Origin of the sequence: Algirhabdus cladophorae (assembly GCF_044772865.1) — a bacterium.
Taxonomy (GTDB): Bacteria; Pseudomonadota; Alphaproteobacteria; order Rhodobacterales; family Rhodobacteraceae; genus Algirhabdus; species Algirhabdus cladophorae.
In genome coordinates this window covers 24,255-42,174 of the sequence record NZ_CP173030.1, presented here as the reverse complement: position 1 = coordinate 42,174, position 17,920 = coordinate 24,255, and the positions used below count along the sequence as shown (strand labels likewise).

Below are 17,920 nucleotides of genomic sequence, written 5' to 3'. Positions count from 1 at the left end.
CCATGATTGAGTATCAAAACATCTTTACCCAAGTCCAAGTTCAGGGCGAACCTGAATGGGGCATGGACAACGAAAACAACCTGATGGAAGAGCGTGCGGGCCAACCGCGGTTCAACACCCTGATTGGTGCCTTGGGCAATGCCCAGCTGGGGCCTATCCACCTTGGTATCCTTGGGTTGGTCTCTATGGCCACTGGTCTGGCGTGGTTCATCATCGTGGGTTTCAATATGCTGGCGCAGGTTGGCTATTCGATCCCCGAGTTCATTCGCCAACTGTTCTGGCTGGCGCTTGAGCCGCCCTCACCAGAATATGGTCTGAGCATGCCACCGCTCGATGAAGGGGGCTGGTATATCATCTCGTCCCTGTTCTTGCTGGTGTCTGTGATGACATGGTGGTTGCGCACCTACATGCTGGCCCAACAGCACAAAATGGGCAAACATATCGCTTGGGCTTTCCTTGCTGCGATCTGGTTGTTCCTTGTGTTGGGTCTGTTCCGTCCTGTCTTGATGGGCAGCTGGTCCGAGGCGGTACCTTACGGTATCTTCCCGCACCTTGATTGGACCACGGCGTTCAGCATTCGCTATGGCAACCTTTACTATAACCCCTTCCACTGTCTCTCGATTGTGTTCCTCTACGGCTCGGTCCTGCTCTTTGCGATGCACGGTGCGACCATTCTGGCGGTCACCCGTTTTGGCGGCGACCGCGAGCTGGAGCAGATCTATGATCGCGGCACAGCCTCGGAACGCGCAGCTTTGTTCTGGCGCTGGACCATGGGCTTTAACGCCACGATGGAAGGTATTCACCGCTGGGCGTGGTGGTTTGCAGTGCTCACACCGATCACCGGTGGCATCGGCATCCTTCTGACCGGCACAGTCGTCGACAATTGGTTCATCTGGGCCCAAGAGCACAACTTTGCTCCGATGTACGACGGTTCTTACGGCTACGAAGCCTTTACAAGCGAAGGAGGCTGAGCATGTTACCTAAGTGGTTTGACGAATGGAACACTTCCAATCCGACCAATATCTTCAAGCCTGCTATCGGCATCGGGATAATCGGAAGCGTCGTGTTCGCAACAGCGATTGTTGTCAGCTTTGGCAACCCGCTGGCCACGGACAGTCTGCAAACGGGTCCACGGGGCACGGGCATGTCAGTGCCCGAGTTCAAAGTGGCCCTGGCAACGCCGGATCCAACGATTGAAGAGTATTATACAGAGGAGCCTTATGTCCCTGAAGCGGGCGAGCCCTTGGCAAAGGACATTTATGAAAATGTCCAAGTGCTGGGTGAGGTGACCGAAGATAACTTTAACCGTTTGATGAATGCGATGACCCAATGGGTCGCCCCAGATGAGGGCTGTGCCTATTGCCATGCAAACGCGGATGAAGGCGAATATGCGGATGATGATCTTTACACAAAGGTTGTCTCGCGCCGGATGATCCAGATGACGCAAGTGATCAACGAAGATTGGGATGGGCATGTGAATGCCAATAACGAGGTCGGTGTGAATTGTTATACCTGTCACCGTGGTCAAAACGTCCCATCCGAGATCTGGTTCCGTATCACTCCAGTCAACGAAGCCGTAGGGGGTTGGGCATCTGTCCAAAACCGCGCGACATCGCTGAGCCAAAGCACGTCTTTGCCCTCTGATGCGCTGGAACAGTATCTGTTGAACTACGAGACAATCGCCGTTCACGATCTGGACAGCCGTGTAGAAGGCAGCCCTGCCGACGAAGGTTTCCCAACCTGGCAGAATGCTGAACGGACGTATTCGTTGATGAACTACATGAGCAACTCATTGGGTGTGAACTGCGTGTTCTGTCACAACAGCCGTGCCTTTTATGATGCTGCTCAAGTGACGCCGCAATGGGGCACTGCCAGCCTCGGCATCTCGATGGTTCAAGAACTCAACAATGATTACTTGGTGCCGCTGAAGGATACATATCCTGAAAATCGCCTTGGTCCGATCCATGGTGATGCGCCAAAAGCTGCCTGTAAGACCTGCCACAAAGGTTACCAGCAGCCGATGCAAGGTACCAACGTAATCGCCGACTGGCCCGAACTCGCGACAACGGGCACGCCGGAATACTGATTGGTTGGGGCGGATTAGACACTGATCTGCCGCCCCATCCTCCGCCGTATTGTGTCTCTCCCGGGGCACAATACTCGGGGTCTCCACACCCCGGTTCCCTTCCTGTTGGCTACAGGAAACTGGCGTCGCAAGGGGCTTGCCTCCTTGCGACGCTTTTTTATTTTTGAGGTGCTGCTATGACCCGACCCCACACCCCGATCCTTGACCGCGTGGATCAACCTGCCGACCTGAAGTGCCTCAGCGATGCTGAACTATCGCAATTGGCAGATGATGTCCGCGCCGAAGTTATCTCGGCCGTGTCGGAAACTGGGGGCCATCTGGGATCTTCCCTTGGGGTGGTCGAACTCACTGTGGCGCTGCACGCCGTGTTCAACGCACCTATCGACAAACTGGTCTGGGACGTGGGCCACCAATGCTATCCTCACAAGATCCTCACGGGCCGTCGTGATCGGATCCGCACCCTGCGCCAGGAAAATGGCCTCAGCGGTTTTACCAAACGAAGCGAAAGCAACTATGATCCCTTTGGTGCTGCGCATAGTTCGACCAGCATCAGTGCTGCCCTCGGATTTGCCGTAGGCCGCGATATGGGCCAGCCCACGGGCGACGCAATTGCCGTGATTGGCGACGGATCGATCAGTGCAGGAATGGCCTATGAGGCGCTGAACAATGCGGGTGCTGAAGGCCGGCGTCTGTTCGTAATTTTGAACGATAATGAGATGAGTATCGCACCGCCCGTGGGTGCCATGTCCTCGTATCTGTCTGGGCTCTATGCAAATACTCCGCTGGGTCTGTTCAAAGATATGGCCGAGGGGTTTGAGGCCACTCTGCCCGGTCCCTTGCGCGATGGGGCTAAACGTGCGCGCCAATTGGTGACGGCTGTGCCCTCGGGTGGGACCTTGTTTGAAGAGCTGGGGTTTTCCTACATTGGTCCGATTGATGGCCATGATATGGGCCAACTTTTATCTGTACTGCGTGCGGCCAAAACGCGTTCAACCGGTCCGGTTCTGATCCATTGCTGCACAACCAAGGGCAAAGGGTACAAACCGGCCGAAAATTCTGCCGATAAATACCATGGCGTGGCCAAGTTCGACGTGGTCAGCGGCACCCAACACAAAGCCAAACCAAATGCGCCCAGCTATACGTCGGTGTTTGGAAACGCCCTGACCTTTGAGGCCCAGCACGACAATAAAATTGTGGGTGTTACGGCGGCCATGCCATCTGGCACCGGCATCAACATCTTGGCAGATGCTTTGCCCAAGCGGGTCTTTGATGTGGGCATTGCAGAACAACACGCGGTAACCTTTGCTGCCGGTATGGCGGCAACAGGCCTGAAACCGTTTTGCGCGATTTATTCGACGTTCCTGCAACGGGGCTATGATCAGATCGTCCATGATGTGGCGCTACAAAATTTGCCAGTCCGCTTTGCTATTGACCGTGCGGGTCTGGTTGGTGCCGATGGCGCAACCCACGCCGGCAGTTTTGACATCGCCTATATGGCGAACTTGCCGAATATGACGGTGATGGCAGCCTCGGATGAGGCCGAGTTGATGCATATGGTCCGCACGGCGGCGGAATATGATGACGGCCCGATTGCATTCCGTTTCCCACGGGGCGAGGGCAGGGGCGTTGATATGCCCGAGCGTGGCCACGTGATCGAAATTGGCAAAGGCCGCATCGTGCGCGAAGGCCATGACGTGGCAATCCTGTCATTTGGGGCACATCTGGGCGAATGCCTGATCGCAGCGGAGGAACTGGAGGCCAATGGCGTCTCAACCACGGTTGCCGATGCACGGTTTGCGAAACCTTTGGATCGGGGCCTGATCCATCAATTGGCCCGCCACCACAAAGCACTGATAACGGTAGAACAAGGCGCAAAGGGCGGGTTCGGGGCTATGGTCCTGCACGATCTTGCGAACCAAGGGGCCTTTGATCGTGGGTTGTCTGTGCGCACAATGACCTTGCCCGATCGGTTCATCGACCACGCCAGCCCGGCTGCGATGTATGTAGACGCAGGCCTGACAGCCGTTGATATTGCGGCCACTGCAATGCAGGCGGCTGGTGTTATCGGCAAATTACCGCATTTGGGATAGTCGCGTTGCGGCCTTTTAGGTGAACACACGCCGCAGCACTGGAACTTGCGCACCTACGATTGCAATGATCGAAGACAGCACCATCGAAAGAACCGCAACCCACAGCCCTGAAACAAGGGAGTTGGGTTCGGCAAAGCGCCGTGATTACACTGGGTGAAAACGATAGGCCCACATATTTCACTGCTATCCTTGGCAGGCAGTGACATCACACCGCTGGCGATTTTAGACGGATCTCGAATGACGGGCTTTAAGTCTTCTTCAGGGAAAACAATCGGTTAAAGGGCAAGAACTGCGTCTAGATCAGTTGCATCTGCAACGCGGATCTTGATCTAGGCCTCGGCTGGCGCGCCAAAAATACGGTCTTTGTGCTCGGACATATAGATGCGCAGCCAGGGTGTGTAGGCCTCTGGGTTTTGGGCCAGTTCCACGGCCAGATCATTAAAGCTGATCCATTTGGTGGCCATAACCTCGTCCGGATTCAGAGCAAGCGTCATGTCAGGGGTTTTTTCGGCTACAAAAACCTCAACCACCTCGTGTTCGATCAAGCCGCCACCTACATCCGCGCGGTATTCAATCTGGTCGCGGAAAATAGGCTTAACACCGGTCAGGCCCAGTTCTTCGTCCAAACGCCGCACAGCACAAACGCCAGGATCCTCATCCCATTCGGGATGCGTGCAGCAGGTGTTCGCCCATAGTCCGGGCGTGTGGTATTTGTGCATGGCCCGCTGTTGGATCAGCATCTTGTCCCCGTCCATCACAAAGACCGAGACCGCTTTGTGCCGCAGCCCCTTAAGGTGCGTTTCCAGTTTCTCAACAGGGGTCAATGCGCCATCGACCCAAGCAGGGATCATAATTGTCATGTTTTAAGTCCGTGTTGGGGACACAATCCCCATGAGGTGAGCAACATTCTTGATCCCGATCTTTAGATGGGCCAAAGGCCGCGCGGCAACCAATTTCTTGTTCATATAGGCCTCGAATGTCAGCTTTTGCACGTCGACATCGTGACACAGGCTGACGAAACGCTCGCGCCGCTCGTCCGAACGATAATAGGCGTTTTGCATCGCGCCCAGCACTTTGAAAACGCCTTTATGTTCCTTCATGAACAGTTTGCGGGCCAGTTGCAGGTCCTTTGCCCGACCTGAGGCAAGGCAAGCAGAGGCCGCCGTCGCCGCCACGCGCCCACCGACCATGGCATAGTAAATTCCTTCACCAGAGGAGGGGGCTACAACGCCTGCCGCATCACCGGCCAGCACCACATCAACCCCGTTGTCCCATTTATCCAAGGGTTTCAGTGGGATAGGCGCCCCTTCTTTGCGGATTGTTTCGCACTCGGCCAAACCTGAGGCTGCGCGCAGATCCGCCGTGGCTTTTTTCAGGTCTACACCGTCGATGCCTGTGCCCATGCCAACACTGGCGGAATGGCCATGGGGGAAAACCCAGCCATAGAAATCGGGTGAAATCGCGCCATCATAAATCACGTCACAGCGCATAGGATCATAATGCTCTGTGGGCGCGGGGGCTTTGATGATCTCGTGATATGCGATCACATAAGGGATCTTGTCGCCGCCGGGAACTTCGGCACGGCCCACATCCGAGCGCGCACCATCTGCACCGATCACCAGTTTCGTGGTCATGCGCATCTCGTTGCGGCTGATCTTGTCGCGGTAGACCACATGTGTGCCGTCGCCGTCGCGCTCGATCCGCAGGAAGGTGCCCGTATGACGATGGGCCCCGGCAGACGCCGCACGTTTGCGCAGGAACTCGTCGAAATGTTCACGATCAACCATGCCGACAAAGCCGTTCTCGATCGGGATATCCACAGCCCGTTGGGTCGGCGAAATCATCCGCGCGGTGTTGATTTTGGCCACAACCTGTTCGTCAGGAATAAAGAAGTCATCGATCAGACGAGGCGGCACAGCACCGCCACAGGGTTTGATCCGACCGTCACGGTCAATCATCGCAACTTTGTGGCCCGAGCGGGCGAGATCTTCGGCAGCTGTGGCACCAGAGGGCCCACCGCCTACGACAACAACATCATACATCATTCATTCTCCCGCAACTGCGTGCATTGGCGATGCACGGTGAGTGTCCATGATTTTCATGGCCATAAAGGCAGCAGCACAAAAAAGGCCCGCCTCAAATAAAAACACTGTTCCAAAGGCTTTCTCTGGCGAAAACACAAGGCGCAACAGATCTGCCCCGGCGGCACCGGCCAGTCCACCAAAGCCTGCGGCGATGGCTTGCGCCGCCCCCCACAGGCCCATGCGCGTGCCCTCGCGGGCCTCGCGTCCGTCACCTGCCAAGGCCATCATCGATCCGATAGCGGCCACTGCAAACATGCCGTTGAAAAAGCCCAAAGCGACAACAGCTGGCGTCAAGGGTCCATTGGGACCTAAAGTGCCTATAAGAGTGATTATGGTAAGTGTTGCCGCTGATCCGATACAGCCTGCAATCACCCAATGGCGCAGGGATCCGATTTTGAACCCCGTGGCCGCAATGCCGACAGTGAGCATCCCCAAAAAGACGCCGCCATTTTGCGCGCCGCTCAGGGCTGTGGATTGGCCCGGTGTAAAGTTGAAGACGAGGCCTGCGTAAGGCTCGAGGATCAGTTCTTGCATGAAATAGGCGGTCATGGACAAGAACACAAAGATCGTGAAATTGCGGGCTTTGGTTTCGGACCAAACTTGGTGCAGGCCTTCACGAAATGGCACAGCAGCCGGTTGTGGTTGCACGGTCAATCCGCGTTCGATGCCGAGAACAGCCAATGTACTCATCACCACAGCCGCGGCGCAAACAATCGCGACGATTGTCAGCAAACGCTGTGCAGAATACGGATCCAACAGCGATCCGACCACACCGGCTGTCATGGCAATCCCGAAAATCATCATCAGCCAAGTGATCGTGGCCGCTGCCGCACGACGATGCGGTGCTGTTGTTGTGGCCAAAAGGGCAAGCAAAGATGTGCCAGAGGCCCCAACACCCAGCCCGATCAGCGCATAGGCCAGAACCGACAAGGCCATACCGGCCCAGAATTGAGTTTGCAGCAAAACCACGCCCAAGGCTGCGCCAAATCCCCCAAAGGCGAGGACTATAATACCGCCGATAATCCAGCGGGTGCGATTGCCCCCTGTATCACTTTTAAAGCCCCATTTGGGTCGCGTGATCTGAATGCCGTAATGCAATGCCACCAGCAGACCGGGCAAAACAGCTGGCAATGCCAGTTCGACGACCATCAGGCGGTTCAGGGTCGATGTTGTCAAAACCACAATCGCCCCAAGCGCCATTTGGATCAGGCCAAGCCGAACAATCGAAAGCCATCCCAGCGTCATAGCGCCCCCAATCCGCGCAGCGCAAAGGCCGCAATCATCATGCCAGACACATAAAGCGTGACGCCGGTTCCGTTATACCACGGGGCGCGGCCCTTTGGATCGGTCAACAGGACGCGCATGGCCCAAAGCTGGGCCACCAGAACGCCGATGATGGCAAGAGCGTGCATAGGTTTGTCCCAAAGCGTGAGCAAAATAATAACAACCACTTGTGGCAGCGCCATCACCCAACAGGCCACCAGAGCCGCGCGTTCCGGGCCCAATGTGACAGGCAAGGAATTCACACCCATCTGGCGGTCACCCTCTAGGGCTTTGAAATCATTAAGGGTCATGATGCCATGGGCCCCGATGGCGTAAAGGGCGGCAATCACAACGATCTGCATTGATGGCGCACCGGCACTCAGCACAGCAGCGCCGGTAAACCACGGCAAGCCTTCGTAGCAAAGACCAACAAGGCCCGGCCCCCACCATCCCGAACGTTTCATTCGAACCGGTTCCGCTGAATAGGCCCATGCGGCCAGAACACCGACAATAGTCGCGCCAAATCCCCAAGGCCCAAGGGTCCAACCCAAAGCGAGGGACAAAACTGACATCGCAAGCGCGATCCAAAGGCCCCAACGTCCGGGGATACGTCCTGAAGGAATAGGTCGGTCAGGTTCATTGATGGCGTCTACATGGCGATCACACCAATCATTGGCTGCTTGCGACATGCCGCACACAACGGGGCCCGCGAGGATCACACCAACAATGACGAAAATCCATTGCCCACTTGGGGACGCACCGGACGAGACAACACCGCACAAATAGGCCCACATGGGCGGAAACCATGTGATCGGCTTGATCAACCGCAGCATAGCACGCGGTTCGGGCCACACCCGTGGATGTATATCAGAACTGACAGTCATACTGTCAGGTTACATTGACATAAAGCGATTCAGCAAGTGTAAACTACCGGTTTACACTGCCCGTTTGACTTAGGCGTCTGGGTCTTTCACCAAAAGTCCGTATTTACGCAATTTCACATAAAGCGATTGCCGTGACAGCCCCAACATCTCGGCCGCTGCAACGCGATTGTTGCTGGTCAATTCTACAGCAGTCTCGATGCACATCTTTTCGACGACATCTGTGGTTTCGGCGACGATATCCTTTAATGCAGCGCTGCCCACCAACTCCATCACTGACCTTACAGCATCATCACTCACGCCGACGCCCGGAACGCGCACGGCCTCAACACGGCTGGCATCGCGAATGGAAAAGGCAAAGGCGGGATGGGCTTGGTCTTCGAGATAAGTCGCAGAAATCTCTACAGAGGTTTGGCTGTCATAGGTGCCAATCAACTTGGTCGCGTACATGCGCATCTGACCTGTACGGCTGGCGTTTTCTATCAACACCTTGCTATCTACGGCACCGCGCGCCAGAAAATCGCCCAAGGGCTTACCCTTGACCGAGGCCACGTTGGCGGCGTCCAGCATATTGAGGAAACTGTCATTGGCCGACAGAATTGTGCCGCTTGCATTGGTAAAGACAATCGCATCCGCACCGTGTTCATAGAACCCCAACAGATGCATCGACATCTCATCAGCAACCACGGCGCCTTCTTCGGCTAGATCCAGACGGCACAAAAGTAGCCGCTCGCCCGCTGCCCTGAAGGCGGTTGGAAGGACTTTTAATTGGCGCTTGGACCGCCGCGCCTGCAATTGCAGCGGGATTTTTGTGTCAGACACAGCGATGTTGGTCAGGCTTTCCATGAACTCGCCCCGGCGACGTCCATCAAATTCCTGCGCAATCGCAGATCCGACAAGATCGCCACGGGTGCCACCCAGCAAATTTGCAGCAGCTTTGTTAATGTCTGTGATCCGACCGCTGGACATTGCGACAAAAATGATCGGCTCTGATGTGGTTTCCATCAAAACGCGGAACCGCGTGTCAAACTCGCGCTGCATCTCGTAATCGCGCTCAAGTGCGGCTTGAGCCTTGACCAATTGCTGCTGCATTTCTGCGATTGGACGCAAATCCCGACCTAACATCAAAACAGCACCATCCGGTCCGATTCGGTGGAAGGTATAGCGAATAGGGAATTCGATGCTGTTATCGGTGTGGTTCAATTCGATGGATGGGCCAGTGGGTTGACTTGCGTGAAACGCCTCAAGACGGCGATCCAGTTTTTCGACACTTTCAATCGTCAGGAAGTCGCGAACATTGCCGCCTTCCCAATGTTCCAGCCGCCCAAAAGACCGGTGATCAGGATTGATCAGCACCGAAAGGATTTGGCCCTCGTCAGTGATGACAACCGCCAGATCGGACGCCGACGAGATAATGTTTCCCAAAACGTCCGGCGCAATCAAAGGGATCGCGCCACTGTTCCAGTACCGTGTCCCGCGCGAACTCATGCCTGACCCTGCCAGCTTTGATGGTGACTGGTCCGCATGGGTATTTACCTGCTGCTCTGGAGGGATGCGCCGCCGCGCGTTTGGACTTTCAGTGCGCATAGTCGCAAGGCTTCTTTAGTATCGGTCGTAACAACGTCGGCCCCCGTCAGTGCCCTAAGGTTTGCTTTGAGTTGAACAATCGAGCCACCCAAAGCAATGGGCGCTGCGTTATTCATCGCTTGTCTTGCAGTTTTTACGATATCCCGGACCAATTCAAGGTTTTCTCCGCAAGATGCGGAAATCATGAACAAATCATAGTCGCGTTCGCGCAATTCTTGGGCAACGTCGTGCTTGCTCTGCCCGAGTTTCAAGCGAACCGAAACACCCTGCCGGCGCAATTGGTTCGAGGCCACCATAGCCCCCAGCGTGTGGTATTCATCGCTGAGCACAACCAACAGCACATTTGGCGCAGTTGGGTCCGCCGCCAGATCTGCATAGAAATCATTCGACAGTTCACGCAGCATGGCCTGAAGGCGGGCCGTGCCAATGGTGACATCTGCAAAGCTGACGCTGTCCTCACACCATTCTGTGCCCAACTGATGGGCCGCCAACGGGATATAGTCGTCGATCATCGCCGCAGGGGTCACACCTGCTGACAACATGTGATCGAGGGCGCGTTGCTGCGCATCCGGATCAAATTCTTTTACCGCAGTGCACAGCATATCCACCAGCTCCTGCGAGGGAGCCGCCATGTTGGCCGTCTTTTGAGAGGCAACAATAGATAGCACGCCAGTGGCAAGTGCATCTACTTTTTGCGGATCAAACCCGAAGGCAGGAGAGCGCGCTGTTTTAGGTCCGTCCGTCATTGGTACAGTTCCATTTAAAGCGGCGTGCGGGGCCTGGCAGGTCTAAATTGACACGACCAACACCATACACTGGGTAGAGTGTCTCAGGTCCGCCCCTATATGTCAAAGTGAATTGACAGTTGTCCCACCACATAGGGGCAAACCTATACACATCAGCCCCCACTTCTCCATGAAATACGGAGCATTTGACCCATAACAGGGCGCATCTGGCCAATTCATTTTTAGCCCAAGTGTCAACCTAAAGAGTGTAAGTTTTAATTGACACTTTTGGGAATCCAAGTCAGTTTCTTTGTATACCGTTCGTCAGGGAGCAGGTTTTGAATACGTCACATCACCCCCAGCCAAGGGCCGTTTTTCTCTATACGCCCGAGGAACGCGTTCGTCGCGACACTACGATTTGGACCACTGTCCAAGGGGTTTTGGCGCCGTTGCAATTTCTGGTTTTCGTGGTCTCGCTAGGGCTGGTTTTGCGCTATCTTTTCACAGGCGCAGGCTATGAAATCGCCACGGTATCAATCCTGATCAAAACCGGATTTTTGTACCTCATAATGATCACTGGCGCGATCTGGGAAAAGGTTGTGTTTGGGCAGTACCTTTTTGCCCCTGCGTTCTTTTGGGAAGACGTGTTCAGCTTTGCTGTGATCGCTCTGCATACCTTATATATATGGGCTTTGCTCACTGGATCCTTGGGTCCGGTCCAGCTGATGCTCCTCGCTTTGGCAGCTTATGCCGCCTATGTAATCAACGCTGGTCAGTTCCTGTGGAAACTGCGCATGGCCCGTCTGCAAGGGGTCCCCGCATGACCGATCAAACACCCATTCAACCCGCCCGCGGGTGCCGCGACACACCGGTTCTAAAGGAACGTGGTCAGCGCGAGGTTTTTTGTGGCCTCACAGGGATCATCTGGCTGCACCGCAAGATGCAGGATGCATTCTTTTTGGTGGTGGGCAGCCGGACTTGTGCCCATTTGCTGCAAAGTGCGGCGGGTGTCATGATTTTTGCCGAACCACGTTTTGGCACAGCGATTCTCGAAGAGAAGGATTTGGCCGGTCTGGCGGACGCCCATGAGGAGTTGGACCGCGAAGTGGCCCGCCTTCTGTCACGTAGACCTGACATTCGACAACTTTTCTTGGTGGGATCCTGCCCTTCCGAGGTGATTAAGCTGGATTTGGCCCGCGCGGCCGAGCGTATGACTGTGCAATACGCCCCAAAAGTCCGCGTGCTGAATTATTCCGGATCGGGAATCGAAACCACATTTACCCAAGGCGAGGACGCGTGCCTTGCCTCCATGGTGCCGGTATTGCCTGAAACAGATGCCCGCGAGTTGCTGCTGGTTGGCGCCTTGCCCGATGTGGTCGAGGACCAAGCGTTACAATTGCTGGGCGACATGGGCATCGGCCCAATCCGCGTTTTGCCCGCCCACCGGGCCGACGACGAGTTGGCTGTTGGCGAAAACACTGTCTTTGCCCTGACCCAGCCGTTCCTTGGCGACACTCATGCAGCGCTTGAGCGTCGCGGCGCCCGTCACATTCCGGCCCCCTTCCCCTTTGGCGATGAAGGCACCACTGCATGGCTAGCCGCTGTCGCCGCTGAGTTTGGCGTCGATCAAGAGACATTCGAGCGTGTCACTGCCGCCCCACGCGCCCGTGCGCGCAAGGCAATTGCTGCCGCTGCGGCTGATCTGAACGGCAAATCGATCTTCTTCTTCCCCGACAGCCAGTTGGAAATTCCTCTGGCCCGCTTCCTGACCCGCGAATGTGGGATGGAGGCCATCGAAGTGGGCGCACCATATATACACAAAGATTTGGTTGGCCCCGATCTGGACCTTTTGGCAGAAGGCCCGGTTATTTCCGAAGGCCAAGACGTGGACCTGCAATTGGACCGTTGCCGTGCCGCCCGTCCTGATCTGACCGTCTGCGGTCTAGGACTTGCCAACCCTCTAGAGGCCGAAGGCCTGTCCACGAAATGGGCCATCGAATTGGTCTTCACCCCTGTGCATTTCTACGAACAGGCCGGCGATCTGGCCGGTCTCTTTAGCCGCCCTGTGCGCCGCAAAGGGGTGTTGTCCCTATGAAACTGACCGTCTGGACATATGAAGGCCCACCCCATGTGGGCGCCATGCGCGTCGCCACTGGCATGACCGGCTTGCACTTTGTTTTGCACGCCCCGCAAGGTGACACATACGCCGATTTGCTGTTCACCATGATCGAACGTCGCAACCATCGCCCGCCGGTGACCTATACAACATTCCAAGCCCGCGATTTAGGCTCGGACACTGCGCTGCTCTTCAAGTCGACCTGCCAAGATGCCTATGACCGTTTTGAACCCGAAGCGATGATCGTAGGCTCGTCTTGCACCGCGGAACTGATCCAAGATGATCCCGCAGGCCTTGCCGAAACCATGGGCATGCCGATCCCGATCATCCCGTTGGAATTGCCCAGCTACAGCCGCAAGGAAAACTTTGGCGCGGACGAGACGTTCTATCAAATCTGTAAGGCTCTGGCCAAACCGGCAGAGCGCACCAAACGTGTATCGTGCAATATCCTTGGGCCAACCGCCCTCGGCTTCCGCCACCGCGACGATATCGAAGAACTGACAGGCATGTTGTCTGACCTTGGCATCGACGTGAATGTCGTGGCCCCAATGACAGCTTCACCCAGCGACATCGCGCGTATGGGGGCTGCTCACTTTAACGTGCTGCTATACCCCGAAACAGGCGAGGCCGCAGCCCGTTGGTTCGAGCGCGAGCACAAGCAACCCTACACCAAAATCGTGCCCATCGGCGTTGGTGCGACCCGTGATTTTGTGGCTGAAGTCGGCCAAATCATCGGTCGCGATCTGAAAGCCGATGAAAGCCGGTTGCGCATGCCGTGGTGGTCACGGTCCGTTGACAGTACTTATCTGACAGGCAAACGCGTCTTTATCTTTGGTGACGGTACTCACGTCAAAGCCGCCGTGCGCATCGCCCGCGAAGAAATGGGTTTTGAAGTGGCCGGGCTGGGCTGTTTCAACCGCGAATTTGCCCGCGATATTCGCGCGTTAGGCAAGGAAATCGGTGTCTCCGCTCTGATCACCGATGATTACCTCGAGGTCGAGCAAGCCATCGAAGAAATTCAGCCCGAAATGATCCTCGGCACCCAGATGGAACGTCATATCGGCAAACGTTTGGGCATTCCTTGCGCTGTGATCTCGGCTCCTGTTCATGTTCAGGATTTCCCTGCGCGCTATTCGCCACAAGTGGGCTTTGAAGGCGCGAATGTGATCTTTGATACATGGATCCATCCACTGGTCATGGGTCTGGAAGAGCATCTTTTGCATATGTTCCGCGATGATTTCGAATTCCACGACGCCGCAGGGCCTAGCCACCACGGTGGTCATTCGCCCAAGCCCGAATTGGTTGTCGAAAACACGCCTGCACCTTTGGATGATGGAAACGTCATCTGGCTGGACGATGCCGAGCGTGAATTGAAGAAAATCCCGTTCTTTGTGCGCGGCAAGGCCCGCCGCAACACCGAAAAATTCGCCACTGAAAAGGGTGTGAACCAAATAAGCGTTGATACGCTGTACGAAGCAAAGGCCCATTTTGCGCGATAGCAGCGATCATATAGGATATCGCGTGGCGATCATCACGCTGGACAGCCATGCGGCGGGTCCGGCGCATCGCGTTTTGCCGCGTTTGCTGGATGATTTTCCGGGGCTTCATGTGTCCGTGCATGCCGCCGCCGAATGGGCCGAAACCCCCGGCACGTTGGACGAGGCGAAAGACGCCATCGCCCATGCAGATATTGTTGTGACCAACATTTTGTTCCTTGAGGAACACGTACAAGCGATTGAACCTGCGTTGCGCGCCCGTCGTGATCATTGCGATGCTATGGTCAACGTCATTGCCGATGGTGCAATCACCCGTTTGACCAAAATGGGCGACGTGGACCTCAGCAAGCCTACTTCGGGGGCGATGAAATACCTCAAAAAGCTGAAACCAGACACGAAGAAAGCCAAATCCGGCGAAAGCCAGATGAAAATGCTGCGCCGTCTGCCAAAGATTTTGAAGTATATCCCCGGCAAGGCGCAGGATTTGCGCGCCTATTTCCTGACCATGGAATACTGGCTGGGTGGCTCGGACGACAACGTCGAACAGATGATCCGCTTTTTGGTGGCGCGCTATTCGACAAACCCTGCATGGAACGCCGTCGAGGCCGCAGCGCCGATCGTTTACCCAGAAGTGGGTCTATATCACCCTGATTTACCGGATCATCACATCACTACCGATCTGGCTGACCTGCCAAAATCAGACGCGACCACAACAGTCGGTATCTTGATGTTGCGCAGCTATATCCTGTCCGATGACGTGGCCCATTATAACCATGTGATCCGCGCGTTTGAGGCCCGTGGCATCCGCGTTATCGCCGGTTTTGCCGGTGGTTTGGACGGTCGTCCTGCCATTGAACAATATTTTGGCGGTGTTGACGCGCTGGTCTCGCTCACTGGATTTTCACTGGTCGGTGGGCCCGCTTACAATGATAGTGACGGGGCTGTTGAGGTGTTGCGCAATCTGGATGTGCCCTATGTGGCAGCCCATCCGTTGGAATTCCAAACCCTTGGTCAATGGGGTGTCAGTGGTCAGGGTCTTGGCCCTGTTGAGACCACAATGCTGATCGCATTGCCCGAGATTGATGGTGCGACGAACCCAACAGTCTTTGCGGGTCGTCATGGCTTGGAAGGCTGCACTGGCTGTGCGTTGAACTGCCAAAACACCAGCCAGATCAAAGCCATGGCCCCCTGCCCCGAGCGGATCGAAAAGCTGGTCACCAAAACCGCGAATTTGGCCAATTTGCGTCGATCCACTGTGGCAGATCGCAAAGTTGGTATCGTTCTTTATGGCTTTCCACCCAATGCAGGTGCCATTGGCACGGCGGCGTATTTAAGCGTGTTCGAGAGCCTCTTTTCGACCCTAACTCGCCTGAAAACTGAAGGCTATGATGTGGACGTGCCTGCCTCGGTCGAGGATTTGCGCAAGGCGATCATGCAAGGCAATGCGGCCCAGTTTGGCCAAGAAGCCAACGTCATGGCCCATGTCAGTGCAGAGGACATCGTCGCCAATACCCCTTGGTTGTCCGAGATCGAAAGCGTTTGGGGCCCTGCCCCCGGTCGCATTATGGCAGACGGGCGCGGCGTGTTTGTTTTAGGCGCGCAATTTGGTAACGTGACCGTCGGCGTGCAGCCTACCTTTGGTTATGAAGGCGACCCGATGCGGTTGCTGTTTGAAAAGGGCTTTGCGCCTACGCATGCCTTTACCACTTTCTATCTGTGGATGAAAAACACACTCAAGGCCGACGTTTTGCTGCATTTTGGCATGCACGGCGCGCTGGAATTTATGCCCGGTCGTCAAACAGGATTGGGCGAGAAGGACTGGCCCGATCGGCTGATGGGCGATGTGCCCAACGTCTATCTTTATGCCAGCAATAACCCGTCCGAGGCGTCGTTGGCAAAACGTCGCGCCAATGCTGTGACCGTGACCCATATCACACCGCCTTTATCGCAAAGTGGGCTTTATAAAGGTCTGTCCGAGCTAAAAGACAGCCTTGGCCGCTACCGTGCACTGCGCCCTGATGCGAGCGAGCGGACCGAGTTGGAGGCCCTGATCCTCGATCAAGCTGCGGCCGTGGATATGGCGGGTCACTCTGTGGATCAGCTTTGGGTTAAATTGCTAGAAACCGAAGACGCGCTGATCCCCGAGGGCCTCCATGTGATGGGGCGTCCTTTGTCTGATACGGCACGGGCCGATTATCTGGCGTTGATGGCTGATCAATCGCCTGAGGCTTTGGAAAAGGTCGATGCTTTGCTGGCAGGTGATCACGAGTTAACCGGTTTGATGCGCGCCTTGGGCGGACATTTTGTAGAACCTGTGGCCGGTGGTGACCTGATCCGGTCTGCAGATGTGTTGCCAGCGGGTCGGAACATCCATGCCTTTGATCCTTTCCGCATGCCCACGGCCTTTGCGATGCAAGACGGCGCGAAATTGGCGCAAGTGTTGCTAGACAGCCAAGAGGTGATGCCGCGCACAGTCGCTTTGGTCCTGTGGGGCAGCGACAACATTAAGTCCGATGGCGGGCCTATTGCCCAAGCGCTGGCTTTGATGGGTGCAAAACCACGTTTTGATGACTATGGGCGTCTGTCCGGTGCCGATTTGGTGCCACTGGCCGAATTGGGTCGCCCGCGCATTGATGTGGTGATGACCCTTTCGGGAATTTTCCGCGATTTGCTGCCGTTGCAGACCCAAATGTTGGCAGAAGCCGCCTACAAATGCGCCGTGGCCGACGAGCCTGCAGACATGAATTACATCCGCGCCCATGCGCTGTCTTATGCGGCTGAAACCGGCGTTGACATGGAAGAAGCCGCGCTGCGCGTGTTCTCGAACGCCGAAGGCGCTTATGGATCGAACGTCAACGTCATGGTCGACAGTTCAGCCTTTGGAGACGAGGACGAATTGGCCGATGCCTATCAGGCCCGTAAAGGGTTTGCCTACGGGATGAACGGTAAATCTTCGGCCAAGGCGGACTTGCTGCAGGCGACTTTGAAAGAGGTCGACTTGGCCTATCAGAACCTTGAGAGTGTCGAGTTGGGTGTGACCACAGTCGATCATTACTTTGATACACTCGGCGGTATTGCCCGCGCTGTGAAACGCGCCAATGGCGGGGTCGAAACCAAGGTGTTTATCGGTGACCAAACACGCGGATCTGCGCAAGTGCGCACATTGAAGGATCAAGTGGCGTTGGAGACGCGGTCGAGATCGCTGAACCCAAAATGGTTTGAAGCGATGTTGGAGCATGGCCAGGAAGGTGTGCGTAATATCGAGGCGCAAGTGACAAACACCATGGGCTGGTCGGCCACCACAGGGCAAGTGGAGCCATGGGTTTATCAGCGCCTGTCTGAGACATTTGTGTTGGATGAAGACATGCGCGAGCGTTTGGCCGCGTTGAACCCGCAGGCCTCGATGCGGATGGCGAACCGGCTGTTGGAAGCCAGTGATCGCAACTATTGGCAGCCCGATGCGGAGACATTGGACGCGCTGCAGGATGCCGCGGACGCTTTGGAAGATCGTTTGGAAGGGATTGCAGCGGAATGAATGCAAAAATGAATTTTTGCAGCGCATGCTGCGAGCGGGCTGGGGGCGTTGCCCCCC

Annotated in this window: 13 protein-coding genes; 7 read left to right on the top strand and 6 right to left on the bottom strand. The window is 55.8% G+C overall.

Annotation, left to right across the window (positions count from 1 at the left end; translation table 11 throughout):
• Positions 1-2: 2 nt before the first annotated feature.
• From pufM to dxs, 3 genes are all read left to right on the top strand, one after another.
• Positions 3-971, top strand: coding sequence for a photosynthetic reaction center subunit M (gene pufM, locus ACIRQ6_RS18625; RefSeq protein ID WP_420863955.1), 969 nt, complete (start codon positions 3-5; stop codon positions 969-971).
• 2 nt (positions 972-973) lie between these two features.
• The gene (gene pufC / locus ACIRQ6_RS18620) at positions 974-2,086 is read left to right on the top strand and encodes a photosynthetic reaction center cytochrome PufC (RefSeq protein ID WP_420863954.1); all 1,113 of its coding nucleotides are present in this window, start codon (positions 974-976) and stop codon (positions 2,084-2,086) included.
• A gap of 176 nt (positions 2,087-2,262) precedes the next feature.
• On the top strand, positions 2,263-4,176 hold the full coding sequence (gene dxs, locus ACIRQ6_RS18615) for a 1-deoxy-D-xylulose-5-phosphate synthase (protein ID WP_420863953.1): 1,914 nt from the start codon (positions 2,263-2,265) through the stop codon (positions 4,174-4,176).
• A gap of 329 nt (positions 4,177-4,505) precedes the next feature.
• Here the strand turns inward: dxs and idi are convergent, their stop codons facing one another.
• From idi to ACIRQ6_RS18585, 6 genes are all read right to left on the bottom strand, one after another.
• On the bottom strand, positions 4,506-5,036 hold the full coding sequence (gene idi / locus ACIRQ6_RS18610; RefSeq protein ID WP_420863952.1) for an isopentenyl-diphosphate Delta-isomerase: 531 nt from the start codon (positions 5,034-5,036) through the stop codon (positions 4,506-4,508).
• Between the two features lie 3 nt (positions 5,037-5,039).
• Positions 5,040-6,221, bottom strand: coding sequence for a geranylgeranyl diphosphate reductase (locus tag ACIRQ6_RS18605; RefSeq protein ID WP_420863951.1), 1,182 nt, complete (start codon positions 6,219-6,221; stop codon positions 5,040-5,042).
• The gene (locus ACIRQ6_RS18600; RefSeq protein ID WP_420863950.1) at positions 6,222-7,505 is read right to left on the bottom strand and encodes a BCD family MFS transporter; all 1,284 of its coding nucleotides are present in this window, start codon (positions 7,503-7,505) and stop codon (positions 6,222-6,224) included. It lies immediately after the preceding gene.
• Positions 7,502-8,407 carry a chlorophyll synthase ChlG gene (gene chlG, locus ACIRQ6_RS18595; protein ID WP_420863949.1) on the bottom strand — a complete coding sequence of 302 codons (906 nt, stop codon included), beginning with the start codon at positions 8,405-8,407 and terminating at the stop codon, positions 7,502-7,504. Before chlG ends, ACIRQ6_RS18600 begins: the two co-directional genes overlap by 4 nt.
• A gap of 69 nt (positions 8,408-8,476) precedes the next feature.
• The gene (gene ppsR, locus ACIRQ6_RS18590) at positions 8,477-9,892 is read right to left on the bottom strand and encodes a transcriptional regulator PpsR (protein ID WP_420863948.1); all 1,416 of its coding nucleotides are present in this window, start codon (positions 9,890-9,892) and stop codon (positions 8,477-8,479) included.
• A 44-nt stretch (positions 9,893-9,936) separates the two neighbouring features.
• Positions 9,937-10,737, bottom strand: coding sequence for a cobalamin B12-binding domain-containing protein (locus ACIRQ6_RS18585; protein ID WP_420863947.1), 801 nt, complete (start codon positions 10,735-10,737; stop codon positions 9,937-9,939).
• A gap of 317 nt (positions 10,738-11,054) precedes the next feature.
• On the opposite strand from ACIRQ6_RS18585, the gene bchF reads away from it, so the two are divergent.
• Genes bchF through ACIRQ6_RS18565 form a run of 4 tightly spaced genes read left to right on the top strand, consistent with a single transcriptional unit; the run spans position 11,055 to position 17,863 of the window.
• Complete coding sequence (bchF, locus tag ACIRQ6_RS18580; RefSeq protein WP_420863946.1) at positions 11,055-11,540, top strand: 2-vinyl bacteriochlorophyllide hydratase; 486 nt, start codon at positions 11,055-11,057, stop codon at positions 11,538-11,540.
• On the top strand, positions 11,537-12,811 hold the full coding sequence (locus ACIRQ6_RS18575) for a ferredoxin:protochlorophyllide reductase (ATP-dependent) subunit N (protein WP_420863945.1): 1,275 nt from the start codon (positions 11,537-11,539) through the stop codon (positions 12,809-12,811). The genes bchF and ACIRQ6_RS18575 overlap by 4 nt, the downstream gene beginning before the upstream one ends.
• Positions 12,808-14,331: a ferredoxin:protochlorophyllide reductase (ATP-dependent) subunit B gene (gene bchB / locus ACIRQ6_RS18570; protein WP_420863944.1), complete on the top strand. Its 1,524-nt coding sequence runs from the start codon at positions 12,808-12,810 to the stop codon at positions 14,329-14,331. The genes ACIRQ6_RS18575 and bchB overlap by 4 nt, the downstream gene beginning before the upstream one ends.
• On the top strand, positions 14,321-17,863 hold the full coding sequence (locus ACIRQ6_RS18565; RefSeq protein ID WP_420863994.1) for a magnesium chelatase subunit H: 3,543 nt from the start codon (positions 14,321-14,323) through the stop codon (positions 17,861-17,863). The genes bchB and ACIRQ6_RS18565 overlap by 11 nt, the downstream gene beginning before the upstream one ends.
• Positions 17,864-17,920 lie beyond the last annotated feature (57 nt).

What these genes read in the sequence shown, in the direction of transcription:
- pufM (WP_420863955.1), top strand. Translation starts at nt 3, where the DNA reads ATGATTGAGTATCAAAACATCTTTACCCAAGTCCAAGTTCAGGGCGAA.
- pufC (WP_420863954.1), top strand. Translation starts at nt 974, where the DNA reads ATGTTACCTAAGTGGTTTGACGAATGGAACACTTCCAATCCGACCAAT.
- dxs (WP_420863953.1), top strand. Translation starts at nt 2,263, where the DNA reads ATGACCCGACCCCACACCCCGATCCTTGACCGCGTGGATCAACCTGCC.
- idi (WP_420863952.1), bottom strand. Translation starts at nt 5,036, where the DNA reads ATGACAATTATGATCCCTGCTTGGGTCGATGGCGCATTGACCCCTGTT.
- ACIRQ6_RS18605 (WP_420863951.1), bottom strand. Translation starts at nt 6,221, where the DNA reads ATGATGTATGATGTTGTTGTCGTAGGCGGTGGGCCCTCTGGTGCCACA.
- ACIRQ6_RS18600 (WP_420863950.1), bottom strand. Translation starts at nt 7,505, where the DNA reads ATGACGCTGGGATGGCTTTCGATTGTTCGGCTTGGCCTGATCCAAATG.
- chlG (WP_420863949.1), bottom strand. Translation starts at nt 8,407, where the DNA reads ATGACTGTCAGTTCTGATATACATCCACGGGTGTGGCCCGAACCGCGT.
- ppsR (WP_420863948.1), bottom strand. Translation starts at nt 9,892, where the DNA reads ATGAGTTCGCGCGGGACACGGTACTGGAACAGTGGCGCGATCCCTTTG.
- ACIRQ6_RS18585 (WP_420863947.1), bottom strand. Translation starts at nt 10,737, where the DNA reads ATGACGGACGGACCTAAAACAGCGCGCTCTCCTGCCTTCGGGTTTGAT.
- ACIRQ6_RS18575 (WP_420863945.1), top strand. Translation starts at nt 11,537, where the DNA reads ATGACCGATCAAACACCCATTCAACCCGCCCGCGGGTGCCGCGACACA.
- bchB (WP_420863944.1), top strand. Translation starts at nt 12,808, where the DNA reads ATGAAACTGACCGTCTGGACATATGAAGGCCCACCCCATGTGGGCGCC.